At 59.9% G+C, this 24,459-nt stretch carries 31 protein-coding genes; 12 read left to right on the top strand and 19 right to left on the bottom strand.

All coding sequences use genetic code 11. The features are described 5' to 3' along the window. Window positions 1-27: 27 nt before the first annotated feature. Window positions 28-486, bottom strand: coding sequence for an Lrp/AsnC family transcriptional regulator (locus QPJ95_RS09815; protein ID WP_270919203.1), 459 nt, complete (start codon window positions 484-486; stop codon window positions 28-30). Between the two features lie 136 nt (window positions 487-622). On the opposite strand from QPJ95_RS09815, the gene ald reads away from it, so the two are divergent. Next, the gene (ald, locus tag QPJ95_RS09810) at window positions 623-1,741 is read left to right on the top strand and encodes an alanine dehydrogenase (RefSeq protein ID WP_270919204.1); all 1,119 of its coding nucleotides are present in this window, start codon (window positions 623-625) and stop codon (window positions 1,739-1,741) included. 204 nt (window positions 1,742-1,945) lie between these two features. Next, a complete protein-coding gene (locus tag QPJ95_RS09805; RefSeq protein ID WP_270919205.1) occupies window positions 1,946-2,752 on the top strand; it encodes a mechanosensitive ion channel family protein in 807 nt (268 codons plus the stop codon). Window positions 2,753-2,797: 45 nt separating this feature from the next. Here QPJ95_RS09805 and QPJ95_RS09800 read toward each other — a convergent pair whose 3' ends face one another. The 4 genes from QPJ95_RS09800 to QPJ95_RS09785 all read right to left on the bottom strand — a co-directional run bounded on the left by QPJ95_RS09800 (window position 2,798) and on the right by QPJ95_RS09785 (window position 5,094). Next, window positions 2,798-3,250: a hypothetical protein gene (locus QPJ95_RS09800; RefSeq protein WP_270919206.1), complete on the bottom strand. Its 453-nt coding sequence runs from the start codon at window positions 3,248-3,250 to the stop codon at window positions 2,798-2,800. A gap of 134 nt (window positions 3,251-3,384) precedes the next feature. Next, window positions 3,385-3,915, bottom strand: coding sequence for a GNAT family N-acetyltransferase (locus tag QPJ95_RS09795; protein ID WP_270919207.1), 531 nt, complete (start codon window positions 3,913-3,915; stop codon window positions 3,385-3,387). Further along, window positions 3,912-4,361, bottom strand: a complete 450-nt coding sequence (locus QPJ95_RS09790; protein WP_270919208.1) for a YtoQ family protein — start codon at window positions 4,359-4,361, stop codon at window positions 3,912-3,914. Before QPJ95_RS09790 ends, QPJ95_RS09795 begins: the two co-directional genes overlap by 4 nt. Window positions 4,362-4,461: 100 nt before the next feature. Next, the gene (locus tag QPJ95_RS09785) at window positions 4,462-5,094 is read right to left on the bottom strand and encodes a class I SAM-dependent methyltransferase (RefSeq protein ID WP_270919209.1); all 633 of its coding nucleotides are present in this window, start codon (window positions 5,092-5,094) and stop codon (window positions 4,462-4,464) included. Between the two features lie 84 nt (window positions 5,095-5,178). Between QPJ95_RS09785 and QPJ95_RS09780 the strand changes: the two genes are divergently transcribed. Beyond that, a complete protein-coding gene (locus QPJ95_RS09780) occupies window positions 5,179-6,069 on the top strand; it encodes a LysR family transcriptional regulator (protein ID WP_270919210.1) in 891 nt (296 codons plus the stop codon). 173 nt (window positions 6,070-6,242) lie between these two features. Here the strand turns inward: QPJ95_RS09780 and pheT are convergent, their stop codons facing one another. Genes pheT through pheS form a run of 3 tightly spaced genes read right to left on the bottom strand, consistent with a single transcriptional unit; the run spans window position 6,243 to window position 10,037 of the window. Then, window positions 6,243-8,651, bottom strand: a complete 2,409-nt coding sequence (pheT, locus tag QPJ95_RS09775) for a phenylalanine--tRNA ligase subunit beta (RefSeq protein WP_270919211.1) — start codon at window positions 8,649-8,651, stop codon at window positions 6,243-6,245. Window position 8,652: 1 nt separating this feature from the next. Continuing rightward, entirely contained in the window at window positions 8,653-8,967 is a 315-nt protein-coding gene (locus tag QPJ95_RS09770; protein WP_270919212.1) for a hypothetical protein, read from the bottom strand. Beyond that, window positions 8,964-10,037, bottom strand: coding sequence for a phenylalanine--tRNA ligase subunit alpha (pheS, locus tag QPJ95_RS09765; RefSeq protein WP_270919213.1), 1,074 nt, complete (start codon window positions 10,035-10,037; stop codon window positions 8,964-8,966). Before pheS ends, QPJ95_RS09770 begins: the two co-directional genes overlap by 4 nt. Before the next feature lie 198 nt (window positions 10,038-10,235). Between pheS and QPJ95_RS09760 the strand changes: the two genes are divergently transcribed. Next, the gene (locus QPJ95_RS09760) at window positions 10,236-10,838 is read left to right on the top strand and encodes a pyridoxamine 5'-phosphate oxidase family protein (RefSeq protein WP_270919214.1); all 603 of its coding nucleotides are present in this window, start codon (window positions 10,236-10,238) and stop codon (window positions 10,836-10,838) included. Window positions 10,839-10,981: 143 nt separating this feature from the next. Here the strand turns inward: QPJ95_RS09760 and rplT are convergent, their stop codons facing one another. The 4 genes from rplT to pyk form a co-directional block, all read right to left on the bottom strand. Next, window positions 10,982-11,347, bottom strand: a complete 366-nt coding sequence (gene rplT / locus QPJ95_RS09755; protein WP_270919215.1) for a 50S ribosomal protein L20 — start codon at window positions 11,345-11,347, stop codon at window positions 10,982-10,984. A gap of 14 nt (window positions 11,348-11,361) precedes the next feature. After that, complete coding sequence (rpmI, locus tag QPJ95_RS09750; protein ID WP_270919216.1) at window positions 11,362-11,562, bottom strand: 50S ribosomal protein L35; 201 nt, start codon at window positions 11,560-11,562, stop codon at window positions 11,362-11,364. A gap of 115 nt (window positions 11,563-11,677) precedes the next feature. Continuing rightward, window positions 11,678-11,899 carry a hypothetical protein gene (locus tag QPJ95_RS09745; RefSeq protein WP_270919217.1) on the bottom strand — a complete coding sequence of 74 codons (222 nt, stop codon included), beginning with the start codon at window positions 11,897-11,899 and terminating at the stop codon, window positions 11,678-11,680. Between the two features lie 29 nt (window positions 11,900-11,928). Continuing rightward, window positions 11,929-13,374, bottom strand: coding sequence for a pyruvate kinase (gene pyk / locus QPJ95_RS09740; RefSeq protein ID WP_270919218.1), 1,446 nt, complete (start codon window positions 13,372-13,374; stop codon window positions 11,929-11,931). 117 nt (window positions 13,375-13,491) lie between these two features. Here pyk and QPJ95_RS09735 point away from each other — a divergent pair, with 117 nt between their 5' ends. The 3 genes from QPJ95_RS09735 to QPJ95_RS09725 all read left to right on the top strand — a co-directional run bounded on the left by QPJ95_RS09735 (window position 13,492) and on the right by QPJ95_RS09725 (window position 14,993). Next, the gene (locus QPJ95_RS09735) at window positions 13,492-14,229 is read left to right on the top strand and encodes an N-formylglutamate amidohydrolase (protein ID WP_270919219.1); all 738 of its coding nucleotides are present in this window, start codon (window positions 13,492-13,494) and stop codon (window positions 14,227-14,229) included. Window positions 14,230-14,348: 119 nt separating this feature from the next. Further along, the gene (locus QPJ95_RS09730) at window positions 14,349-14,588 is read left to right on the top strand and encodes a DUF6868 family protein (RefSeq protein WP_270919220.1); all 240 of its coding nucleotides are present in this window, start codon (window positions 14,349-14,351) and stop codon (window positions 14,586-14,588) included. A gap of 90 nt (window positions 14,589-14,678) precedes the next feature. Next, entirely contained in the window at window positions 14,679-14,993 is a 315-nt protein-coding gene (locus QPJ95_RS09725) for a DUF1244 domain-containing protein (RefSeq protein ID WP_270919221.1), read from the top strand. Window positions 14,994-15,047: 54 nt separating this feature from the next. Here the strand turns inward: QPJ95_RS09725 and QPJ95_RS09720 are convergent, their stop codons facing one another. The 4 genes from QPJ95_RS09720 to QPJ95_RS09705 form a co-directional block, all read right to left on the bottom strand. Next, the gene (locus tag QPJ95_RS09720; protein ID WP_270919222.1) at window positions 15,048-15,911 is read right to left on the bottom strand and encodes a D-amino-acid transaminase; all 864 of its coding nucleotides are present in this window, start codon (window positions 15,909-15,911) and stop codon (window positions 15,048-15,050) included. A gap of 10 nt (window positions 15,912-15,921) precedes the next feature. Further along, complete coding sequence (gene dgcA / locus QPJ95_RS09715) at window positions 15,922-16,887, bottom strand: N-acetyl-D-Glu racemase DgcA (protein WP_270919223.1); 966 nt, start codon at window positions 16,885-16,887, stop codon at window positions 15,922-15,924. 79 nt (window positions 16,888-16,966) lie between these two features. After that, window positions 16,967-17,968 carry an N-acetyltransferase DgcN gene (dgcN, locus tag QPJ95_RS09710; RefSeq protein WP_270919224.1) on the bottom strand — a complete coding sequence of 334 codons (1,002 nt, stop codon included), beginning with the start codon at window positions 17,966-17,968 and terminating at the stop codon, window positions 16,967-16,969. Between the two features lie 21 nt (window positions 17,969-17,989). Next, window positions 17,990-18,259, bottom strand: a complete 270-nt coding sequence (locus tag QPJ95_RS09705) for a hypothetical protein (protein WP_270919225.1) — start codon at window positions 18,257-18,259, stop codon at window positions 17,990-17,992. Between the two features lie 15 nt (window positions 18,260-18,274). On the opposite strand from QPJ95_RS09705, the gene QPJ95_RS09700 reads away from it, so the two are divergent. Continuing rightward, window positions 18,275-19,234, top strand: a complete 960-nt coding sequence (locus QPJ95_RS09700; RefSeq protein ID WP_270919226.1) for an L-malyl-CoA/beta-methylmalyl-CoA lyase — start codon at window positions 18,275-18,277, stop codon at window positions 19,232-19,234. Between the two features lie 72 nt (window positions 19,235-19,306). Beyond that, window positions 19,307-19,903, top strand: coding sequence for a hypothetical protein (locus tag QPJ95_RS09695; RefSeq protein WP_270919227.1), 597 nt, complete (start codon window positions 19,307-19,309; stop codon window positions 19,901-19,903). A 195-nt stretch (window positions 19,904-20,098) separates the two neighbouring features. On the opposite strand, the gene QPJ95_RS09690 is transcribed toward QPJ95_RS09695, so the two are convergent. Continuing rightward, complete coding sequence (locus tag QPJ95_RS09690) at window positions 20,099-20,551, bottom strand: Lrp/AsnC family transcriptional regulator (protein ID WP_270919228.1); 453 nt, start codon at window positions 20,549-20,551, stop codon at window positions 20,099-20,101. Window positions 20,552-20,624: 73 nt separating this feature from the next. On the opposite strand from QPJ95_RS09690, the gene QPJ95_RS09685 reads away from it, so the two are divergent. After that, window positions 20,625-21,221, top strand: coding sequence for a LysE family translocator (locus tag QPJ95_RS09685; RefSeq protein ID WP_270919229.1), 597 nt, complete (start codon window positions 20,625-20,627; stop codon window positions 21,219-21,221). 134 nt (window positions 21,222-21,355) lie between these two features. Continuing rightward, window positions 21,356-22,318: an acetyl-CoA carboxylase carboxyltransferase subunit alpha gene (locus tag QPJ95_RS09680; protein ID WP_270919230.1), complete on the top strand. Its 963-nt coding sequence runs from the start codon at window positions 21,356-21,358 to the stop codon at window positions 22,316-22,318. A gap of 194 nt (window positions 22,319-22,512) precedes the next feature. Here QPJ95_RS09680 and QPJ95_RS09675 read toward each other — a convergent pair whose 3' ends face one another. Both QPJ95_RS09675 and QPJ95_RS09670 read right to left on the bottom strand, forming a co-directional pair. Beyond that, a complete protein-coding gene (locus tag QPJ95_RS09675; RefSeq protein ID WP_390923594.1) occupies window positions 22,513-23,163 on the bottom strand; it encodes a GntR family transcriptional regulator in 651 nt (216 codons plus the stop codon). 70 nt (window positions 23,164-23,233) lie between these two features. Further along, window positions 23,234-23,920, bottom strand: coding sequence for a M48 family metallopeptidase (locus QPJ95_RS09670; protein ID WP_270919232.1), 687 nt, complete (start codon window positions 23,918-23,920; stop codon window positions 23,234-23,236). A 100-nt stretch (window positions 23,921-24,020) separates the two neighbouring features. Here QPJ95_RS09670 and QPJ95_RS09665 point away from each other — a divergent pair, with 100 nt between their 5' ends. Continuing rightward, window positions 24,021-24,350, top strand: a complete 330-nt coding sequence (locus tag QPJ95_RS09665; protein WP_270919233.1) for a TIGR02300 family protein — start codon at window positions 24,021-24,023, stop codon at window positions 24,348-24,350. Window positions 24,351-24,459: the final 109 nt, after the last annotated feature.

Raw genomic sequence — 24,459 nt, 5'->3', positions numbered from 1 at the left:
GCGCAGCCCGGCAAAGCCGGGCATCGTCTAAACCGGCAAGGCTGTGGTTTTGAAAACGGTCCGCAGCGCAAACGAGCTTTGCATCTGCGCCACCCCCGGCAGCCGGGCCAGATGTTGCCGGTGAATACGGGCAAAGTCATCGGTGTTTTCAGACACCACCTTAAGCAGGTAATCCGCCGATCCAGCCATCAGATGGCACTCCAGCACATCCGGGATCCGCGCCACCGCCCGCTCAAAGGCATCCAGCACCTCATCCGCCTGCCCAGACAGGGTGATCTCGACAAAAACCGTGCTGGGCACCTGCATCTTGCGGGCATCCAGCAGCGCCACGTAGTTGCGGATATAGCCGTCGCTCTCTAGACGTTGCACCCTGCGGTGACAGGCCGAGGCCGACAGGTTCACCAGCTCGCTCAGGTCCGCATTGGAAATCCGCCCCTGTTTTTGCAACACCGTAAGGATGCGACGATCCGTTTGATCTAGTGACATTTTGGCGAAGATCCTTGCTTGGTTTATGCCTTATAGGCGCAGATTCTTCGAATCATAGGTTTTTATTTCGCTCAATAAAGCAGCAAACACCAATGATGCGCCTGTATCCTCCACATAAGTTTTTGGAGGATACACAATGAAAATCGGCTGCCCCACAGAGATCAAACCACAGGAATTCCGCGTTGGCATGACGCCCGACGCCGCCCGCGAAGCGGTCATTCAAGGCCATCAGGTGCTGATCCAGCAAGGGGCCGGCATGGGATCTGGCTTTTCCGACGCTGACTATGCCACCGCAGGCGCAAACATCATCGCCACCGCCGAGGAAATCTTTGCCACTGCGGACATGATCGTCAAGGTCAAAGAGCCCCAGCCCGGTGAGCGCAAGATGCTGCGCGAGGGCCAGTTGCTGTTCACCTATCTGCACCTGGCACCGGACCCCGAGCAAACCCACGATCTGCTGGAATCGGGCTGCACCGCCATTGCCTATGAAACCGTTACCGATGATCGCGGCGGCTTGCCACTGCTGTCGCCGATGTCCGAAGTTGCGGGTCGGCTGGCGCCGCAGGTCGGTGCCTGGACCCTGCAAAAGGCCAATGGTGGCCGTGGCGTATTGATGGGCGGGGTGCCCGGCGTGGCTCCGGCCCGTGTTGTGGTGATCGGCGGCGGTGTCGTCGGCACCCATGCCGCCAAAATTGCCGCTGGCATGGGCGCTGATGTGACGGTTCTTGACCGCTCGCTGGCCCGGTTGAAGTATCTTGACGATGTGTTTGGCCGCGACTTCAAAAATCAGTATTCCACTGCCGGAGCCACCCTTGATCTGGTGCGTCAGGCCGATATGGTCATCGGCGCGGTGCTGATCCCTGGGGCTGCGGCGCCAAAACTGATCAGCCGCGCGCAGCTCAGCGAAATGAAGCCCGGCGCCGCCATCGTTGACGTTGCCATTGATCAGGGCGGCTGTTTTGAGACCTCAAAGGCCACCACCCATGGCGATCCGATCTATGACGTGGATGGCATCATGCACTATTGCGTCGCCAATATGCCCGGCGCGGTTGCCCGCACCTCGACCATCGCATTGGGCAATGCCACCATGCCCTTCATGCTGGCCCTGGCCGGCAAAGGCTGGCGTCAGGCTTGCATCGACGATGCGCATTTGCTGAACGGTTTGAATGTCCACGCTGGCCAGTTGACCTATTACGCAGTGGGCAAGGCACTGGGCATCGACGTCGTGTCACCCAGCGTAGCCGTCAAACACTAAATCCAACATCACCGGCCCTGCCTTTTCAGCTGGCAGGGCCGGTCCTTCCAGCCGCTCGGACCGGCATTCCAGGCCCGCCCTGTTGCCGAAATGCGCATCACCCACAAAGCATTCCCTCAAAATTGACTTTCCGTTGGGGAATGCCTGCACACTGTGGGCATTTGGGCGTTAAGACGTTTCAAATTGACAAACGGAGAGTTTTTGATGGAACAGATTGTAGAGCAGGGTTTTGCCTATTGGCCGGTGGCCCTGAACGGCCTCAAGGCCCTGGCGGTGCTGATCCTAGGCTGGATGGCTACAGGCATGATCAGCCGGGCCATCCGCAAGCGCATCAACGCCACCCCTGAAATTGACCCCACCCTGGGAAACTTTATCGCCAGCATCATCCGCTGGACACTAAAAGCTGTTGTTCTGATCGCGGTTCTGGGCATCTTTGGCATCCAGGCCACCAGCCTGGTGGCGATGATGGGCGCCGCGACGCTGGCCATCGGACTGGCGCTGCAGGGCACTCTCGGCAATCTGGCTGCCGGCTTTATGCTGGTGCTGTTCCGCCCCTACAAGCTGGGCCAATACGTTGACATCGGCGGTGCGGCTGGCACGGTCCAGGATCTGAACCTGTTCATCACCGAACTGGCCACCCCCGATAACGTGCAGATCATCATCCCCAACGGTCAGGCCTGGGGCTCGGTGATCACCAACTACTCACACCATGACACCCGCCGCGTTGATATGGTATTTGGCATTGATTATGGCGACGATGCCAACAAAGCCAAGGACATCATTCTGCAACTGGCCAATGCCGACAGCCGCGTGCTGAAGGATCCAGAGCCCTGGGTCCGGGTCACCAATCTGGGCGACAGTTCGGTCGATCTGACAGCAAAGATCTGGTGCAACGCCGATGATTACTGGGAGTTGAAATTCGCCATGATCCAAGCGGTCAAAGAAGCGTTTGACAGCAACGGCATCTCGATCCCCTACCCGCATACTGTGGAAATCCACAAACAAGCCTAAAATAGCGCGCCCCTGCCGCAACGTAGGGGCGCACTACCGCCCGTTTTACCGATCGACAGGCAGTTCGCCGAACGCGACCTCTTTTCCCGTCTCGTCCGTAAACGACCACTGCGCCACCAGAAACTGATAGCTGCGGGTTTCCCAGCCGGACATATCGCGCAGGAAATGCGGCCGCCAAGTTCCGTCAACCTGTACCGGAAAACGGATATTGTCGATATTTGTCTGAACCTGATTTCTGGTCGCTACACGAATAGCGTTCGAGAAGATGCGCTCCAGGCAAAACTCAAGCGGCGCAGTTTCCATCGCCCGTCGGCCGGCAAAGATGACATCAAGCTGGGTATTCTGCTGAAAGAACCCTTTAACAACCAGATCGCCACGGCTAGAGCGCGCCTTATGTGGCACCAAATCCACCTGAAGCCGCACAATACCCTTTTTGAACAGACCGGTATCTTCTCTGGCCGGGGTAATCGCAACAGCTGGGGCACGGCGGTTTTGCATAATAAATTCAGCTCTGTATCAAGGTAAATCCGCATCACATAAAGTGGCACATCGGGCCTATGGTCTACACAATACACCCAATCCGGTTAACGGACAATTGAACTCCCGCATAAGCTACATATCCAAAGCCAGAATCAATCAACACTTGAAACGCGCCGCATCACCAAAGTCGGCTGCCCCATGCACAACGCCTCTCCGCTGATCTGGTACCCCGTCTTTCGGGCAACATGCTGCGACACGATATGCTCAGGGTCAAAGATGCAAACTGTCTCGCGCCAGCCTTTCACCTGATCCGCCCATTGATGCATCCGCTGCACCGCCTCACTGGCATATCCCTGCCCATGTGCTGCCAGGGTGAACACCCAGCCTGTCTCGGGCACTCCGCCCAGGCTCGGCGTAATGTCGCGCCGGTAATCGGCAAATCCGACCTCGCCCAGAAAGCGACCATCATCGCGGGCCTCGACCACCCAATAGCCAAAGCCAAGGGCCTGCCAATGGCCAATATAGCGCAGCAACCGCCCCCAGGATTCCGGCCGGGACGAGGGCACTCCGGTGACATGGCGCACCACCTCGGGGTCCGCCCACATTGCCGCCACATCGTCCCAATCCTCCACCCGGTGCGGGCGCAGGATCAGACGATCGGTTTTCAACACCGGTGGCATCATCCCGGCAGCTCACCGCTCAGCACATAGCGCAGGATTTCCACCACCTGTGCCGGCTCTTCGGCCACCGCCAGCGCCGCCGCATCCACCTCTTTCAAGGCGTGCTGATGGTCTGGACCGTGCAACACGATCAACGATTTTCCCAGCGCCGCAGCAAAACCGGCATCAAAGGCCGCATTCCACTGTTTATACTTGTCGCCAAAGCGCACCACCACCACATCGGCATCACTAATGCCCTTGCGGGTGCGGATCGCATTGACCATCGCGCCCTTGTGGTCATGCCAGTATTTGTCGCTTTCAGCGCCCAAGATACGCACACCACAATCATCACTGGACTGGTGATGGGTAATCGGGCTGTTGAACGTCACATCCAAAGACGCAGCCCCCTCAAGAATCTGCTCGCGCCAATCCGAGTGGATCTCTCCCGAAAGATAAACTTTCAAAGTCATATGTTTAGCCCCTTATTCTATCCATCCACCCGACCAAAGCGGTTCCGGGCTTGGCGGACAGATCACAGTATCCACCAGCCCGGGGCATTCGTCCACCACATCAGCGCCGCCGAGCAACCAGATAACGATTGGGCGGGTTGGCCGGGTAATTGCCGGTCTCGATGATGTCAAAGCCGGCCCGGGTCATCGCGGCCTCCAGCTCTGCAATCGACATAAAAGCGACATAGGGCGCCTTGCCCAGCATCTGCGCCAGCGGCAAGATCAGCCGCATCAACCGATAGCTCCACGAAGCCCCGCCCTGCGGGCGACAAAAGCTTTTGGAGATCAACAGCCCGCCGGGCTTCAGCAGAGTGTGAATATGGCTCAGCGCACCGTCCAGATCTTCGATCAGATGCAGCAGGTTAAAAGCCAGTACCGCATCATAGCGACCGGTTGGAACCTCGCTCACACCGGCCTGCACAAAATTCAGGGTATCCGCATTTTGCGCTTCGGCCTTGCCCCGGCCCACTGCGATCATGCTGCCTGAAATATCACTGGCGGTGTACTGCGCCACCGCGTCGGCCAGCGACAGCGCGGTCGAGCCCGTGCCACAGCCCAGCTCCAGCACCTGATCCTCGGGGCCTAAATAGGACCGCGTGCGCCCCAGGGTATATTCATAGGCCGCCATGTCAGAAATCGGCCGCTTGGCGTATTTCTCGGCAATGCCATCCCAGAACTTGGTCGTTTGTTGCATGGTATGTCTCCTTTGCAGCCAACCTATCCATACGACAATGCGATAGGAATTGCCGAAATTCGCAATACGCTTATACATATACGCATGAGCAACCCGCCAAAGACCTTTGACTGGAACCATGTCCGCGCCTTCCTTGCCACCGCCGAGCAGGGCTCTCTGTCGGCAGCGGCCCGCAACCTGGGCCTGACCCAGCCGACCCTAAGCCGTCAGGTGGCGGCACTGGAGCAGGATCTGGAAGTGCTGTTGTTTGAGCGCATCGGCCGGGCACTGGAGCTGACCCCCGCCGGGCTGGAGCTGCTGGAGCACAGCCGCAGCATGGGCACCGCCGCCAGTGGCATTGCACTGACCGCTTCGGGGCAATCACAGTCGATCGAGGGCGAGGTCAGGATTACCGCCAGCGAGGTCTATTCGGCCTATCTGCTGCCGCCGGTGCTGCACCATTTGCGGCAACTGGCCCCCAAGCTGCGGGTCGAAATTGTCGCCGCCAATGACATTCGGGATCTGCAACGCCGCGAGGCCGACATTGCCATTCGCCATATTCGCCCCGAGCAGCCCGAGCTGATCGCCCGGCTGATACGCAACGACAGCGCCCATTTCTATGCGGCGCCGTGTTATCTCGACGCCCATGGCCGTCCCACAAGCTTTGCCGATCTGAGTGCCCATGATTTTGTCAGCTTTGGCGAACCGGATCAGATGATAGAATTTCTGACCCCGATGGGCATTCACCTGAGCGCCGACAATTTCCGGCTGGGATCACAAAGCGGCGTGGTGGCCTGGGAATTTGTCAAACAGGGGTTTGGCATCGCGCCGATGTCAGATCAGGTGGCGGCGCAAGATCCTCAGGTAGAACGAGTCTTGCCGGAAATGGAACCCATCGTGTTCCCGCTCTGGCTGACCACCCACCGCGAGCTGCACACCAGCCGTCGTATCCGGCTGGTGTTTGATACGCTGGCTGACTTTCTGTCAAAGGGCTGAAAAACCAAACCTACACCTTTTGGGCGGTGGTGCGTAGCAGCACGGCCCGCGCCTGACCTTCCCCACGGGAAGGCGCTTTGCACCTCCCCAAGGTCAGGCACGGGCCTTGTGTCACATTCCGACAGCCTCTGCATCAAAGCACAAAAAAACGCGCCCCAAATCGGAGCGCGTTTTCAAAATCTTACTGAGTAGCGCAAAACACCGCCGGTGGCTTTGGTCACCTTGGCCACGATCTTGTCGCTCACCGCCTCGATGTCCTTATCCTTCAGCGTCTTATCCGTCGGCTGCAGGCGCACGGTGATGGCCAGAGATTTCTTGCCCTCGCCCAAGGATCCACCGATGAATTCATCGAACACCCGCACATCTGTGATCAGCGCCTTGTCGGCACCGGCGGCCGCATTGACCAGGGTCAGCGCCTCGACACTGTCATCCACCACAAAGGCAAAATCCCGTTCAACCGCCTGCAGATCACTCTGCTTCAGCGCCCCGCGGGAGGCCCCGGATTTGCGCGGCATGGGGATTTCATCAGGCCAGATGGTAAAGGCCATCGCAGCCCCCTTGATGCCCATCTCAGCCAGCACCTTGGGGTGCAGCTCGCCAAAGACACCCATGACTTTCTTCGGACCCAGACAGATCTTGCCGTGCCGCCCCGGATGCCACCAGCCCGGCGCGCCGCGCAGCACCTGCACCTTGGCAGGCGCCCCGATTGCGGCCAGAACCGCCTCGATATCGGATTTGGCGTCGAACAGGTTCACGGGCCGCGACTCGCCATGCACATCCTTGGGGCCATTGCGCCCCACCAGCAGGCCGGTAATCAGATTGTGCTGCTCGCCCGGCTCGCCGCCGTGAAAGACGGGACCAACCTCAAACAGGGCCAGATCCATATAGCCGCGCGCCTGATTGCGCGCCGCCGCCTGCAACAGACCGGGCAACAGCGTCGGCCGCAGATGCGACATCTCAGACGAGATCGGGTTGGCCAGCATGGTGGCATCGGTGCCACCGCCAAACAGCGCCGCCGAGGGCTGGTCGATGAAAGTATAGCTGATCACCTCGTTGTAGCCCAATGCGGCACAGGTGCGGCGCGCCATCTGCTGGCGGCGCTGCTGCGCGGTCATCACCGGCTTGGGAATACCATCACTCAGCCGCTTCAACGGCTTGCCCTGCAATTTGGTCAGCGAGGCGATACGGGCGACTTCTTCGACCAGATCCGCCTCGCCCTGAACGTCGGGGCGCCAGCTGGGCACATGCGCCTGATTGCCTTCCAGACGGAAACCAAGACGGGTCAGGGTCTGGCGCTGCTCACTTTCGGGGATATCCATCCCCACCAGCGACCGCACCCGGGCGGCGTTCAGCTTGTAGGCACGCGCATGGTTCGGCGCCTGCCCGGCACTCACCACATCCGAGGCCTCACCACCGCAGAGATCCAGGATCATCTGGGTCGCCAGTTCCAGCCCCTCCAGGGTGAACTCCGGGTCGACGCCGCGCTCAAAGCGATAGCGCGCATCGGAATTGATCTTCAGCGCCCGCCCGGCCAGAGCAATCTGGATGTGATCCCAAAAGGCGCTTTCCAGGAACACATCTACGGTGTCCTCGGTGCAGCCCGTGGCCAGCCCCCCCATGATGCCAGCGATGCTTTCGGCGCCAGCCTCATCGGAAATCACCATCTGGCCTTCGACCAGCGTGTATTCCTTGTCGTCCAGCGCCATCAGCACTTCGCCGCCCGAAGCGCGATGCACCCGCAGATCGCCCTGCACCTTAGCCGCGTCAAACACATGCAGCGGGCGGTTTTGGTCATAGGTAAAGAAGTTGGTGATATCCACCAGTTTAGAGATCGGCCGCAAGCCAATCGCGGTCAGACGATCCTGAAGCCACTGCGGGCTGGAACCATTCTGCACACCCTTGATCAGCCGCCCGGTGAAATGCGGACAACCGTCCAGCGTATCCTCATCGATGCTGACCTTGATCGGGCTGGCAAAGCTGCCTTCGACCGGGGTGAAATCAGGTGTCTTCAGCTTGCCCAGACCACGCGCCGCCAGATCGCGGGCAATACCGTGAATACCCAGCGCATCCGGGCGGTTCGGAGTGATGGCGATCTCGATCACCGTATCCACCTTGGAGGGGTCATTTTCGGCCAGCCAGTCGATGAACCTGTTGCCCACTTCGCCTGAGGGCAGCTCGATGATGCCATCATGTTCGTCCGACAGTTCCAGCTCGCGCTCGGATGCCATCATGCCATAGCTCTCGACGCCGCGGATCTTGCCGATGCCAATGGTGATATCCAGCCCCGGAATATACATGCCCGGCTTGCACACCACCACGGTGATACCTTCACGGGCGTTTGGTGCGCCACAGATGATCTGCAGCTCGCCGTCATCGGTATCCACCTTGCAGATCCGCAGCTTGTCGGCATCCGGGTGTTTTTCGGCCGATGTGACATAGCCCAGGGTAAAATCCTTGAGCCGATCGCCTGGGTTGCTGATGTCTTCGACTTCCAGCCCCAGATCGGTCAGAGTCTCGGCGATTTCGTCCACTGATGCATCAGTGTCGAGGTGATCTTTCAGCCAGGAAAGAGTGAATTTCATGTTATTTTCTCCTGCTAACCAAGCGAGTTCCAAGGGCTCGAAGAGCATTGGTAAGTTGTTTTCTGAACCAAATTACTCCGCCAACAATCACAGCAATTGGCAAAAGGATCCAGAAGGCCGACACGACAAAAGCCGAAATAAAAGTTCCAGCAATATATCCCGAACCAGCGGTCAAAATTACGCCGCCTGAACTATGAGCCACAAGTGAAATTCCAAAGAACTTACTCAAAAGTGCCGTAGCTCCAAATGCGCCTGCTCCGGCACTATTTTTGCGGGTTGCAATTCGTTCGAGGGCTGCAACGATCGTTGCTTTCACCTGCTCAAACCACCATGCAGGCTCGGCATGTCCAGACACTGGAAGCCGTAATGGCGCAGCCAGCGCAGGTCGCTGTCAAAGAAGGCGCGCAAATCTGGGATGCCGTATTTCAGCATCGCCAACCGGTCGATGCCAATGCCGAATGCAAAGCCCTGATAGACATCCGGGTCGATGCCACCGGCGGCGATAACCTTGGGGTGGACCATGCCAGAGCCGAGGATCTCCATCCAGTCGTCGCCTTCGCCGATCTTTAGCGTTCCGTCTTTCCAGCTGCAGCGAATATCCACCTCAGCCGAGGGCTCGGTGAAGGGGAAATGCGAGGCGCGGAAACGCAGCTCGATATCGTCCAGCTCAAAGAAGCTTTTGACAAACTCCTCCAGCGTCCATTTCAGGTTGGCCATCGAAATGTCGGTGTCCAGCGCCAGACCTTCGACCTGATGGAACATCGGCGTGTGGGTCTGGTCATAGTCAGCGCGGTAGACGCCACCGGGACAGATGATGCGCAGCGGTGCGCCCATCTTCTCCATCGAGCGGATCTGCACCGGCGAGGTATGGGTGCGCAGCACATGCGGTGGGCGGTCGTCGCCCTCGGCACGGTGCATATAAAACGTGTCCATCTCAGCCCGGGCCGGGTGGTGGCCGGGGATGTTCAGCGCGTCAAAGTTATACCAGTCGGTTTCAACCCGCGCCCCCTCGGCGACGGAAAAGCCCAGCTCGGCAAAGATCGCCGTCAGCTCTTCCTGGGCCTGACTGACCGGATGCAGGGTGCCGACGCGACTGGCGCGGGTCGGCAGAGTGACGTCCAGCCATTCGGTGCGCAGCCGCTCATCCAGCGCCGCATCAGCCAAACCGGCCTTTTTGGCGATCAGGGCCGAGTTGATCTCACCCTTGAGCGCGTTCAGCGCCGGGCCGGCCAGCTGGCGCTCCTCGGGCGTCATCTTGCCCAGCTCGCGCATCTTCAGCGCCACTTCGCCTTTTTTGCCAACGGCGGCGACCCGAATGGTCTCCAGCGCGCTTTCATCAGCGGCACCGGCAATTTGGCTTAGATATTTTGACTTAAGATCGTCCATGACGGTCCCCTGAATTTTGCTAAGGCCCTGCTATCACAGCCGCTGGTGAAAGCAAGTATCCCAGAGCGCTCTGTGCGCCACTGTGCGTCACTGTGCCCGATATACGCCCCTGCGCGGGCAGACGGCTTGCCCTTTTGGCGCAATACGCTCAGGTTTCGCACAGATGAGCGCAACAAGACGCCGGCAGGAGGGCCGATTATGACGCCAATCACTGATATAGAGACTTTGGAAACCCACTATAGCGATCCGGTTCCGGCGTCACTGACCAAAGTGGTGCAGCGGATGACCCCGCTGTATCGCCAGTGGATCAATGCGTCGCGGTTCACAGTGCTGCCCACCGTTGGCCCCGAAGGCACCGATGCCAGCCCGCGCGGCGACGATGGCGCGGTGGTCCACATTGCCGACGACAAGACACTTTGGCTGCCCGACTGGCGCGGCAACAACCGCATCGACTGCCTGCGCAATATCATACGCGACAACCGGGTCAGCCTGATGTTTCTGGTACCCGGCTGCAACAATGTGGTGCGCATCAACGGCAGCGCCATCCTCACGGCAGATGAACCCTGTCGCGCGCATTTTGCGCGCAAAGACATCCTGCCCGCCACCGTAACCGTGATCACCATCACCGAGATGTATTTCCAATGCGCCAAGGCGATTCTGCGATCCAAGCTGTGGAGCGGCGCAGACGACAGCGATCAGGTGCCCTCGGCGGGGCAATTCATCAAGGAACAAAAATCCGATTTTGCCGCCGAGACCTATGACAGCGGTTATGCTGACTACGCCAAGCCGCGCATGTGGTAAATTGCCGGCCTCGCACCCTGAATGACCAAAGGCCTTGCGCTATTGGGCCTGTCGCCTCACCCGACGTGCCAGTGGCGCGCCATTAACAAAAAAAGGCCGCCCCGGATGGAGCGGCCTTAAATCTGTCAGTGTGCAATTGGCGTTTAAGCGGCCAGGGCAGACTGTGCCTGACGTACAATGGCAGCAAATGCTGCGGGCTCTTGTACGGCCAGATCAGCCAGAACCTTACGGTCAACTTCGATGCCGGCCAGGTTCAGGCCATTGATGAAGCGGCTGTATGTCAGGGCTTCGTCATGGGCGCGAACGGCAGCATTGATACGCTGGATCCACAGGGCGCGGAAGTTACGCTTACGATTCTTCCGGTCACGGGTTGCGTATTGGTTGGCCTTATCGACGGCCTGTGTGGCAACCTTAAAGACACTTTTGCGGCGGCCATAGTAACCTTTGGCTGCCTTGACGATTTTCCGGTGACGGGCGTGGGTTTTGACACCACCTTTTACGCGGGACATAGCTCAAACTCCTCTTAACGGTCGTAGGGCATGAAGCCCTTGATGATTTTCGCATCAGGTGCTGAGAGGGCGGTAGTGCCACGAGCATTGCGGATGAATTTACGGCTGCGTTTGATCATGCCGTGGCGTTTGCCGGCCTGACCGCCCAGGACTTTGCCTGTCGCAGTGATTTTAAAGCGCTTCTTAGCACTCGACTTGGTCTTCATTTTGGGCATTTCCGGCTCCTATGGTTCGGGTTCGGTTTTCACGCAACACGGCATGCCACATTCGGCCGGTCACGCGATCAGACCTGCCCTTTACGAAAGCGTGGCGCCAAGGGCAAGTTGATTCTCAGAAATAACGGCCCAGAACCGCGAAAAACACATCCGGGATCTGATCCAACTGGTAGCCGCCGGATTTGGTCACCAGCGCATAGAGCACCAGGCCAAAGGCCAGCAGGATTGTCAGCGCCGAAGCCCGGGCTGGCCTTCGGTCGCTCATCGCAGATAAGATAGACGGAATAGAAAAACCGCCAATCACCAACCCAAGTATCAGGGCCACATCAGGATCCATAAGGCTCACCTCGTTAAACGAGGATCAGCTTATTCCGGGTCGGTGCTATAAATCAAACGTTCATCGCAGGGGGCAACCCGCAGAATATTTGTGGTGCCCGGCACATTGAACGGCACCCCGGCAGTGACCACGATCTGATCCGTCTCAGTTGCAAAGCCACCAGCCCGCGCCGCCCGGGCGGCACTGACCACCGCGCCTTTGAACCGGTCCCGTTCAGGCGTCATGACACAGTTGCAGCCCCAGCTTAGCGCCAGACGACGGGCGGTCCGCGGCACCGAGGTCAGCGCCAGGATCGGCACCCCGGGACGTTCACGCGCTGTCAACAGCGCGGTGGTGCCGCTCTGGGTGAAACAGCAGATTGCCTTGACGTCGGTTTTTTCCGCAATCTCCCGCGCTGCAGCCACAATGCCATCGGCAATGGTGCTGCCCTTGGCAGAGCGCGAGGCCGCGATGATCAGGGTGTAGTTCGGATCCGCCTCTACTTCGATGGCGACATCATTCATCGTTTGCACCGCTTCGATGGGATAATCACCGGCGGCAGATTCTGCGCTGAGCATCACCGCATCAGCACCCTCGTAGATCGCCGTTGCGACATCCGACACTTCGGCACGGGTCGGCATCGGGCTTTCGATCATGCTTTCCAGCATCTGAGTGGCCACAATCACCGGTTTGGCAGCGGCCCGGCACTGCAGCACCAGACGTTTCTGGATTGGTGGCACCGCGGATACCGGCAGCTCAACCCCCAGATCGCCACGCGCCACCATAATACCATCCGAGGCATCCAGAATCTCGGTGAATTTCTCAACCGCCGAGGGCTTTTCGATCTTGCTCAGAATGGCCGCCCGGCCATCAGCCAGCGCCCGCGCCTCAAACACGTCCTTGGCACGCTGCACAAAGGACAGAGCCAGCCAGTCAACGCCCAGATTACAGACGAACTCCAGATCATTGCGGTCCTTTTCGGACAGCGCCGCCAGCGGCAGTTCCACATCCGGCACATTGACGCCCTTGCGGTTCGATATGGTGCCGCCAATTTCAACAGTGCAATCGGCGAAATCGTCGCCGCAGCTGTCCACAACCAGACGGATCTTGCCATCATTGACCAGCAGGTGGGCGCCGGCCTCCAGGGCCTGGAAAATCTCAGGGTGAGGCAGGCAGACGCGGTTCAGATCGCCCTCTTCCGGGTCCAGATCCATGCGGAACTTGGCGCCAATCTCCAGCTCTTCCGAGCCATTGGCAAACACCCCAACCCGCAACTTTGGTCCCTGCAGATCCGCCAGAATGCAGATCGGGCTGTCCAGCTCAGTCTCAATCCGCCGGATAATCGCGTGTTTCTCGGCGATCTCCTCATGGCTGCCGTGTGACATATTCAGACGGAACACATCGGCGCCAGCTTCATGCAGCGCCCTAATGGTTTCGTAGCTCTCCGAGGCCGGCCCAAGGGTGGCAACAATCTTCACATTGCGCTGACGTCTCATAGGGGCGGTTCCTTCGGATTTGGAAAATGTTATCGCAAACAGTGCTGGGCCGCTTATCGCGCAATTCCCCTTTTGCTGCAACTCCCCTATAGATGCAACAAAAGGGATGACAGGCAAATGACATATACACCCTACTTTATTCACGGCGCTGACCGGCCCGCCCGCTGGCTGATCACCTGCGATCACGCCACCAATGTGGTGCCGCCGTTCGTCAACGGCGGCGACCTCGGCCTGCCCCGCGACGATATGGAACGCCACATCGCCTATGACGTCGGCGCCTATGAGGTATCCAGACATTTGGGTGAGATGCTGGATGCGCCGGTAATTGCCTCGAATTTCTCACGATTGGTGATTGACCCCAACCGCGGCGAGGACGACCCCACCCTGCTGATGAAACTGTATGACGGCACTATCATTCCCGGCAACCGCCATGCCAATGCGGATCAGCGCGAGCAACGGCTGCAGCATTGCTATCGCCCCTACCACGGCGCGCTCAAGGCACTGGCGGCACGGGATAACGTGGTGATCATCTCGATGCATTCCTTCACGCCGCAATTGCGCGGCAGACCGCAACGCCCCTGGGAAATCGGCATCCTGTTTCCAAACAATGAGCCGTTTTCACCGCATGTGGTCGAGCAGTTGGAACCCCACACCGAGGCCCCTGTCGGCGTCAACGAGCCCTACATCGGCTACCTGCCCGGCGATGCCATCGACACCCATGCCTCGGCGCATGGGCGTCCCAACACACTGATCGAGCTGCGCAACGACCTGATCGCCGAGCCCAAAGGCCAGGTTGCCTGGGCCGAGCGGCTGGCCCAGGCCCTGCCCCGCGCATTGGCCAGCTCCGGTGTTTGATTGCATCTTACATCGTCAATGGACCTGGGCGTATTGACACAGCTCATTGCGGGGCAGGCCCCGTATCCCCATATTCTCAGACACGGGCTTACCATGAGTTATTTCGAAAGGATGGGCGTATGACCCTTGCAACATTGACCACATTTTTCGGCTGGATGACTGTTTTGAACATCGGCTTCCTGACCATCACCGCGTTGATTTTGCTGGCCGGACGCGAGAAACTTGCCGCCCTGCACGGGGGCATGTTCAACATGGAAACTGGCGAAGTCAAAAAATCCTATTTCAACTACATCGCCACCTACAAGATCCTGACCTTTGTGTTCTGCCTGACACCCTACGTTGCGCTGAAACTGATGTAGCCCACCGACGCATGCCCATCTGCGCATTGTGCCACCGCCCGCCGCTTGCTACTCACGCAGACGGAGTATTTGTTTTGAAGGAACAGCACGATGGATCCGCAGACCGAGATTGAACTCCAGGCCGCCGCCTTCCGCCGCCTGCAGAAACACCTGATGGAAGACCGCACCGACGCGCAGAACATCGACCTAATGAATCTGGCCGGTTTCTGCCGCAACTGCCTGTCGCGCTGGTACCAGGAAGCCGCAAACGAGCGCGGCATCGAGATGGACAAGACCCAGGCCCGCGAGATTTTTTATGGCATGAGCATGGACGAGTGGAAAGCCAACCATCAAACCGACGCCAGCCCGCAAAAACAGGCCGAATTCGACGTCGCCTTCAAACAGAACGTCACCGACAAGAGCTGACACCAGGGGCCACGCCTACCCCGGTGATCCCGGGGCAGGTCACTTTCTGCTGGCTCAGATCGCCGCCTTGCGGCTTTCGTCCAGATAGATCTCGCGCAGGCGCTTGGCGATTGGCCCCGGAGTGCCGTCGCCCAGTTGCACGCCGTCGATCTCAACCACCGGCATCACAAAGGCGCTGGCCGAAGTGGTGAAGGCTTCATCCGCCTGCTTCGCCTCATCAATGGTGAACAGACGCTCTTCGATCTTCAACTGCGCCTCAGCCGCAATGCGCAGCACCGCCTTGCGGGTGATGCCGTGCAGAATATCGCTGGACAGCGGCCGGGTGACAATGGTGCCATCCTTGACGTAATAGGCATTGTTGCTGGTGCCCTCGGTGACATAGCCATCCTCGATCAGCCAGGCATCATCACAGCCCGCTTTCTTGGCCATCATCTTGCCCATCGAGGGATACAGCAACTGCACCGTCTTGATGTCGCGGCGGCCCCAGCGGATATCGGCGATCGAGATGATCTTGGCGCCTTTCTTGGCAGCCGGATTATCCGCCAAATTCGGCTTGTTCTGGGTGAACAACACGATGGTCGGCTTGGTGGTCTCGGGGTCCGGAAACACAAAATCCCGGTCGCCGTCGCTGCCACGGGTGATCTGCAGATAGACCAGACCCTCGACAATGCCATTGCGCGTGACCAGCTCACGGTGGATCTCCAGCAGCTCGTCCTTAGAGCAGGCCGCCTGCATCTCCAACTCGTCCAGCGAGCGCGCCAGCCGCACCGCGTGACCGTCAAAGTCGATCAGCTTGCCGTCCAGCACCGAGGTCACCTCATAGACGCCATCGGCCATCAGAAAACCACGGTCAAAAATTGAGACCTTGGCCTCGGTCTCCGGCAGGTAATCGCCGTTTACATATACGGTACGGGTCATTTTATTCTCCTTACCCCCAGAGCTTTGCACTGGGTGGGTGCACACCGGCACCATCAAATTTCAAAGCTTCATCCCGGTCTTCGGCCAGCAGCAGCGGCCCGTCAAGGTCGGTGACCGCCATACCCTGTGCCACCAGTGTGGCCGGCGCCATTGCCAGCGACGATCCAACCATGCAGCCGACCATCACCCGATAGCCCTGCGCCAGCGCCGCATCGCGCAGCTTCAGCGCCTCGGTCAGCCCGCCGGTCTTGTCCAGCTTGATGTTCACCACATCGTATTTACCGGCCAGCTTGGGCAGGCTCTCGCGGTCATGACAGCTCTCATCAGCACAGACCGGCACCGGGCGATCCATACCAATCAGCGCCTCATCTTCGCCAGCAGGCAGCGGCTGCTCCACCAGCTCAACCCCCAGACGCAGCAGATGCGGCGCCAGATCGGCATAGACTTCGGCTGACCAGCCCTCGTTGGCATCAATAATGATTGACGACTGCGGCGCACCAGCCCGCACCGCTTCCAGCCGCGGCATATCATCGGCGGTGCCCAGCTTGATCTTCAGCAAGGGCCGAAAGGCATTCTCAGCCGCCTGCGCCTGCATCCTTTCCGGGGTATCCAGCGATAGGGTATAGGCGGTAACCTCCGGTCCCGGCGCAGCCAGTCCAGCCAGTTCCCAAACCCGCTTGCCGGCCTGCTTGGCCTCCAGATCCCACAGTGCACAGTCCACCGCATTGCGCGCCGCGCCCGTAGGCAGCAGCGATTGCAGCTCGGCGCGGGTGAAATCACCGGGCAGACCCTCGATCTCCGCTGTCACAGAGTCCAGCGTTTCATCGTAGCGCGCATAGGGCACACATTCGCCCCAGCCGGTAAACCCACCCTGCTCAACCGTCACCGTCAGCACCTTGGCCTCAGTGCGCGAGCCGCGTGAAATTGTGAAAACCTGCGCCAGCTTGAACACATCCCGCGTCACGGTGATCCGCATGCCCTACCCCTTCTTCTTGTTAAAAATACCTCCGCCGGAGGCGCCGCCCTATCGGCAGCCCTCCGGCAGCGGTGTTAGATCAGATCGCGCCCAGCGCGTCCACCAGACGGCCCGCACCATGACGGAACGGATCCACCGCAGGCAGACCCATGCGCGCCTCAACCTCCGCCAGATAGGCCACCGCCTCTTCCTCACTCAGATGCTGCGTGTTGATCGAGATGCCAACAACCTGGCAGGCCGGATTGGCCACCTGCGCCAGCGGCAGCGCAGTGTCGCGCAGACGCTCCAGCGTTGGCAGATCATAGCCCGGCAATCCCCGCATATGCGCCCGGGTCGGCTCGTGACACAGGATCAGCGCATCCGGCTGACCGCCATGCACCAGCGCCATGGTCACCCCGGAATAAGACACATGGAACAGGCTGCCCTGTCCCTCGATGTGATCCCAGTGATCGGCCTCATTGTCAGGTGTCAGATATTCCACCGAACCGGCCATGAAATCGGCAATCACCGCATCCAATGGCACCCCGTGACCGGTGATCAGAATACCGGTCTGTCCGGTGGCCCGAAAGGTCGACTTCAGACCCCGCGCCTGCATCTCTGCATCAATCGACAGCGCAGTATACATCTTGCCCACCGAACAATCGGTGCCAATCGCCAGACAGCGCTTGCCGGTCCGCTTGACGCCATTGGCAATTGGATACCCAACCGTCGGCACCCGCACGTCATGCAGAGTGCCACCATGGGTCTGCGCCGCCGCCACCAGGTCGCCCTCGTCGCGCAGCAGGTTGTGCAGCCCCGAGGCCAGATCATAGCCCATTTCCAGCGCCTCGATCAGCACCTCTTTCCAGGCCGCCGAGATCACCCCACCGCGGTTGGCCACCCCAATCACCAGCGTCTTGGCACCGGCCGCTTTTGCTTCGGCCAGCTTCATGTCGGCAAGGCCAAGATCAGCGCCGCAGCCCGGCAGGCGGAACTGTGCCACAGCATTCTCCGGGCGCCAGTCTTTGATGCCAATGGCCACCTTGGCGGCCAGCATATCGGGCGCATCACCCAGGAACAGCAGATAAGGGGTCTCGATCATCTCGGGGCACTCCATGGAATTTCACTTTGAGCGCGACTTTAGGCGAGCCGCGACGCGAAACGGTCCCATTTTATCCGTGCCGCCCCACGTTAAACGCATATTCCTCCTATCAATACTCAATTTCATCGAAGAATCTTCGAATACAGAAAGCCAATCCACTGATCCTTGCGCCGTCACCGGAAAGAGCGACGGTTGCTGCACCGGCAATGCTGCAGCCGCACAATAAGACTTGCGCGTCGTCACGCAATTTAATACCACAGATAAGGAAAAAATAGCAATTTCCTTACCCAAACAGGTGACTCGCATATGAGCTTTCGCATCCAGCCCACTGCCCCGGCCCGCCCCAATCGCTGCCAGCTGTTTGGCCCCGGCTCAAACACCAAACTGTTCCCCAAGATGGCCGCCTCGGCTGCGGATGTGATCAATCTCGACCTCGAAGATTCGGTCGCCCCTTCGGACAAGGACAGCGCCCGCGCCAATGTGATCGAGGCGCTGAACAGCATCGACTGGGGCAATAAATACCTGTCGGTGCGGATCAACGGGCTGGACACGCCCTATTGGTACCGCGACGTGGTGGATCTGCTGGAACAGGCCGGCGACCGGCTGGATCAGATCATGATCCCCAAAGTGGGCTGTGCCGCCGATGTCTATGCGGTGGATGCACTGGTCACCGCGGTTGAGCGCGCCAAGGGTCGGACAAAACCGATCTCGTTTGAGGTAATCATCGAATCGGCGGCGGGCATTGCCCATGTGGAAGAGATCGCCGCCGCCTCGCCCCGGCTGCAGGCGATGAGCCTCGGCGCCGCGGATTTTGCCGCCTCGATGGGCATGCAGACCACCGGCATCGGCGGCACCCAGGAAAACTACTATATGCTGCACGAAGGTCAAAAACACTGGTCCGACCCCTGGCACTGGGCACAGGTCGCCATCGTTGCCGCCTGCCGCACCCACGGCGTGCTGCCGGTGGACGGCCCCTTTGGCGATTTCTCCGATGACGAAGGCTTCCGCGCCCAGGCGCTGCGCTCGGCCACTTTGGGCATGGTCGGAAAATGGGCCATCCACCCCAGGCAGATCGCGCTGGCAAACGAGGTCTTCACCCCCTCCGATGCTGCCGTCATCGAAGCCCGCGAGATCCTGGCTGCGATGGAGACCGCCAAGGCCAAGGGCGAAGGCGCCACCGTCTACAAGGGTCGCCTGGTGGATATTGCCAGCATCAAACAGGCCGAGGTTATCGTCGCCCAGTCCGAGCTGATATCAGGTGGCTAGACTGCCTCACCGCAGTCCAGTCTGATCAATGTAGGGTGCGTGCTTGCACGCACCGCAAGGGACCCCAACCACATGACCGATCTGACCCTTCTGCACACTGCCAAGGTGCATTGCGCCACCTTTGACAGGCTGGCGCCGCAAGCCGACCTGCATCATGTGGTGCGCCCGGACTGGCTGGCGCGCGCCCAAAACGGAATTGACGACAGACTGGCCGCAGAAATTGCCGCCGCAGTCAAGGCGGCTGAGGCGCCGGTTCTGTGCAGCTGCACCACCATCGGCCCGGTGGCCGAGGCGGCCGGCGCCATCCGCATCGACTGGCCGATGATGATGCAGGCCGCATTGATCGGTGGGCCGGTGTTGCTGGCCTATTGCCTCGACAGCACGGCGCAGCCCTCCCAAGCGCTGCTGCGGCGTGCCTTTGGCCGCTCTGACCCTCAGTTGACCTGCCTGCAACTGGCACCGCATTGGCCGCTGTTTGAGGCCGGCCAGACGGCCAGCTTCAATCAGGCTCTGGCCGCGGACATTGAACAGGCACTGACGCAGCAGCGCTATGGCTGCGTGGTTCTGGCGCAGGCCTCGATGGCAGGGGCGGCCGGGATGATACAGACTGACGTCCCGGTGCTAGCCTCGCCCGAGATTGCGACACAGGCGCTGCTGCCTGCGCCCTAGCCAGACCAAATCCGCCAGCGATAAGCGGCAACCTCGCCAAAGCAGACGGCGACGGCGACGTCATCCCCACTCACCTCAACGAAGGTCTATGTCGCAGCGGGGCAAGATGAGTATTTTTAGCAACGAGAATTATGGCGCCCTGGAGCCAAATGTTTCTTTTTGCCGAAAATACTCAAAAACAGCCATGCGCCACACTCAGGCACGCAGATCTTTGGACGACCCCATCACAACATAAGTGGTGATCGCCGTCACATAAGGCGAGGTTCCCAATACATCAGTATGAAACCGTTTGTAGCTGGGCAAATCCGGGCATTCGACCCGCAGCAGGTATTCGATGGTGCCGGTAATATTGTGGCATTCCACCACCTCAGGTGCCTCATCCATTGCCCGTTCAAACGCCATCTGCGCGTCTTTGGTATGCTCCCCCAGCCCAACGCCGATATAGGTGACGAAGCCGACCCCCATCGCCTGGCGATCCAGCACCGCGCGATAGCCGGTGATGATGCCCGCGCGCTCCAGATCCTGCACCCGGCGCAGACAGGCCGAGGGCGACAGGCCGACCCGGTCGGCCAGTTGCAGATTGCTGATGCGGCCATCGCGGGACATCTCGCGCAATATTTGCTGGTTTATATGATCTATTTTCGCCATTTGTTGCAAAATTTGACGGAAGTCACAGTAAAACGCAATTACATTTGGCCAAAAACATCACAAATATGCCGCCATGACTTATGATCTCTTCCTGGCGCTTGCGCTGTTCGCCTTCGTATCCTCGATCACTCCGGGGCCCAACAATCTGATGCTGATGGCTTCGGGGGCCAATTTCGGCTTTCGCCGCAGCATTCCGCATATGCTGGGCGTGGCGCTGGGGTTTGTGTTCATGGTGCTGATGGTTGGCGTTGGGCTGGTGCAGCTGTTTGATGCCTATCCAGCCAGCTACACCGTGCTCAAGACCGGATCGGTGGCCTATCTGCTGTGGCTGGCCTGGAAAATCGCCCATGCCAGTCCGGCCAGCGCCAGCGACAAACAGGGCAGGCCGATGACATTCCTGCAGGCGGCTGCGTTTCAGTGGGTCAACCCCAAGGCCTGGGCGATGGCACTGACCGCCATCAGTGCCTACACCCCGGATCAGACCATTGCCGCAATCCTGCTGGTGAGCGCTGTTTTTGGCGCCATCAACCTGCCGTCGGTGGGATCCTGGACCGTGCTGGGGCAGCAGATGGCCAAGATCCTGACCAACCCGCGCCGCCTGAGCGCGTTTAACTGGACCATGGCCATATTGTTGGTGGCGTCGCTATACCCGGTGATCTGGCCCGCATAAGACTGCGACAGACCGCCGAATGAGGTTGGGCAATGCCCGGCGATCTGCCACGGGCGCGAATTTCAAACCTTGCTGAGTTGCATCTGACCGCAGGTAAGGCCATATATCGGGAAATTCCGCGCGTGTGAGGCTATATGACCCAGTATCTGGATTTTGAAAAACCCCTGGCCGAAATCGAAGGCAAGGCGGAAGAGTTGCGCGCATTGGCGCGCGCCAATGAAGAGATGGACATCGAGTCCGAAGCCAAGGCTCTGGACCTCAAGGCCGGGCAACTGCTTGAGGGTCTTTACAAAGATCTGACCGCCTGGCGCAAATGCCAGGTGGCGCGCCATCCAGAGCGGCCTCATTGCAAAGACTACATCAAGGCGCTGTTTACCGAATTCACCCCGCTGGCCGGTGATCGCAACTTTGCCGATGATCTGGCGGTGATGGGCGGTTTGGCCCGGTTCAACGATCAGCCGGTCATGGTGATTGGCCACGAAAAGGGCAGTGACACAAAATCCCGCATCGAGCGGAACTTTGGCATGGCCCGGCCCGAGGGCTACCGCAAGGCGATCCGGCTGATGCAGATGGCGGACAAATTTAACCTGCCGGTGATCACCCTGGTCGACACCCCCGGTGCCTATCCTGGCAAAGGCGCCGAGGAGCGTGGCCAGTCTGAAGCCATTGCGCGCTCCACCGAGACCTGCCTGCAGATCGGCGTGCCCTTGGTGTCGATCATCATCGGCGAGGGCGGATCAGGCGGCGCGGTGGCCTTTGCCTCGGCCAACCGCGTGGCGATGCTGGAGCATTCGGTCTATTCGGTCATCACCCCCGAAGGCTGCGCCTCAATCCTGTGGAAAGACGCCGAGAAAATGCGCGAGGCGGCGCAGGCGCTGCGGTTGACAGCCACCGACCTAGCTGAACTGGGTGTTGTCGATCACATCATTGCGGAGCCCAAGGGCGGCGCCCACCGGGATGCAGACACCGCAATCCAGGCCGTTGGTGAGACCATCCAGCAGTTGCTGAACGAGCTGAAACCGTTGGACGGTCCGGCGCTCATCAAGGATCGTCAGCAGAAATATCTGGATCTTGGCTCCAAGGGTCTGGCAGCATAATCTGAGTTCGCCGTTGCAGCGTGCGCCCGGAAGGGTGACGCTGCAACAGAAGAGCTCGCCACCTTATCCGGCACCCACCACCTTAGAAATCAATGGCGAGCGGCGCTGCGCTTTGCGCAGTGCCGGGCCCAACGGGAGGCCTGTCTGCGGCAGCAGATCGGCGACGGGCGGGAGACCCGGTTGAGATAATTGCCCTACCCTGCCAGCATCCGCAGCCCCTGGGTCACGTCTGAGCGCACCGCCAGTCGCAATCCCGGCTCGTCGCCGGCCTTCAGTGCGGCGATGATCAATTTGTGATTGCGGGGTGGTTCGGTGCGGCGCAGGCGCCCGTATAGCGCCCGCATGGTGGGGCCCAGCTGCAGCCAGACGGTTTCCGCCATGGCCAGCATCGCCGGCGCCTGTGCGCGCAGATACAGGGTGCGGTGAAAATCGAGGTTCGAGCGGATATAGCCAACAGCATCACGTTTCGACACCGCCTCGGCGACGCCCATGTTGATGCTCTGCAACCGGTCGATCAGCGCCATATGCGCCCGGGGCAGCGCCCGGCTGGCCAGCTCGACCTCCAGCAGCGCCCGCAACGCCGCCAGCTCTTCGATTCGCTCGTTGCTGAGCTCCGGGGTGGAGACCCGCCCCGACGAGGACAGGAACAGCGCCCCTTCGGCCACCAGTCGGCGCACCGATTCGCGGGCGGGGGTCATGGAGACGCCGAACTCGCGGCCAATGCCGCGCAGGGTCAGCGCCTGCCCCGGCGCAATCTCGCCATGCATGATCCGGGTGCGCAGGGCGCGGTAAACCCGTTCATGTGCGGAGGTGGACTGATCTGAAGGGCGGGGAGATACCATCATTCACCCATGTGATCACAAACACAGGCTCCGTCAACCACCCTTGATCAAAGATCTGCGGCCCCGGGCCTGCTCAAAGGTCGAACCGAAAGCGGTGCAGGCCGCCGCCTTGGGCTTTCAACCAACGGCGGGGCGGCTGATAGTCGCCGTAGAGATGCTCAACCTGGGCCCAGAATGCGGCTGAGTGGTTCATTTCCGCCAGATGCGCCACCTCATGTGCGGCGACGTAGCGCAGCACCTCTGGCGGCGCCAGGATCAGCCGCCAGGAATACATCAAGCCGCCATCCGAGGTGCAGGAGCCCCAGCGAGAGCGGGTGTCGCGCAGGGTGATACGGCTATAGGAGCGGCCCAATGTTGCGGCATAGTGATCCGACGCGGCCGCCAGCCGGTCCCGCGCCAGTTCACGCAAGAACCGCTGCAACACCCGCCCCGGCCGATCACCGGGCACCTCGATCTCATCCTCGCGGACCAGCACCCGTTTGCCTTTGGCGGCGACAATGCGGCGATCCCGGCCATCAATGGGCAGACAGCTCCCCATTTGCACCGCCACGGTCTCAGGGTGCTTGGCCAGATGGCTTCTGATCCAGTCTTCCTTCTCGGCGGCAAAGGCCAGCGCGTCCCCTTCGGGCAGTGATTTTGGCAGCGTCAGCGTCACCCGCCCGTCCAGCGCCGAGATCCGCAAGCTGATCCGGCGCGCCCGCGGCGAGCGGCGCAAAGTCAGCGGAACCGGAGGGGCTCCGGGCAGGTGATGGTCGGCCATGCGGACCCCTTAATGGACTAAAGCCTTTGACAGTTCCCATCTCATATGGCACGTCACCGGAATCGTCGATACGACTCATGCATAAATCAAGGGGATACACATGCCCAACGAAGAATGGGGCGTAAAGCGCATCTGCCCAACCACCGGCAAGCGCTTTTACGACCTGAACAAGTCTCCGATCGTCAGCCCCTATACGGGGGAAGCGATGGAACCGGAAACCGGAAAAAGCCGGATGATGGCAGCGGATGCCGAAGATGCGGCAACCCTGAAAGCCAAAGAAGGCACCAGCGCCGACGACACAGTGCTGGATGATGACGATACAAATGATATCGATCTGGGCGATGATGTTCTGGATGATGACGACGAGGACGAAGATACTGTGCCTCTCGAAGAAATCGCCGATGTCGCCGCAAACGATGACGATTCTTAATCGTTTTCTAGCGGTATAGAAGTGCATTTTTTCGACCCGAACAGCTGATTTTCAGCGCCTCGAAAAAAAGCTTGGATGGTGGCGCATTTTCCGCTTGCGGTATGCGCCA

The organism is Parasedimentitalea psychrophila (genome assembly GCF_030285785.1).
GTDB lineage: Bacteria > Pseudomonadota > Alphaproteobacteria > Rhodobacterales > Rhodobacteraceae > Parasedimentitalea > Parasedimentitalea psychrophila.
Note: the sequence above shows the minus strand (reverse complement) of the source record. Positions and strands in the feature narration are given on the sequence as shown.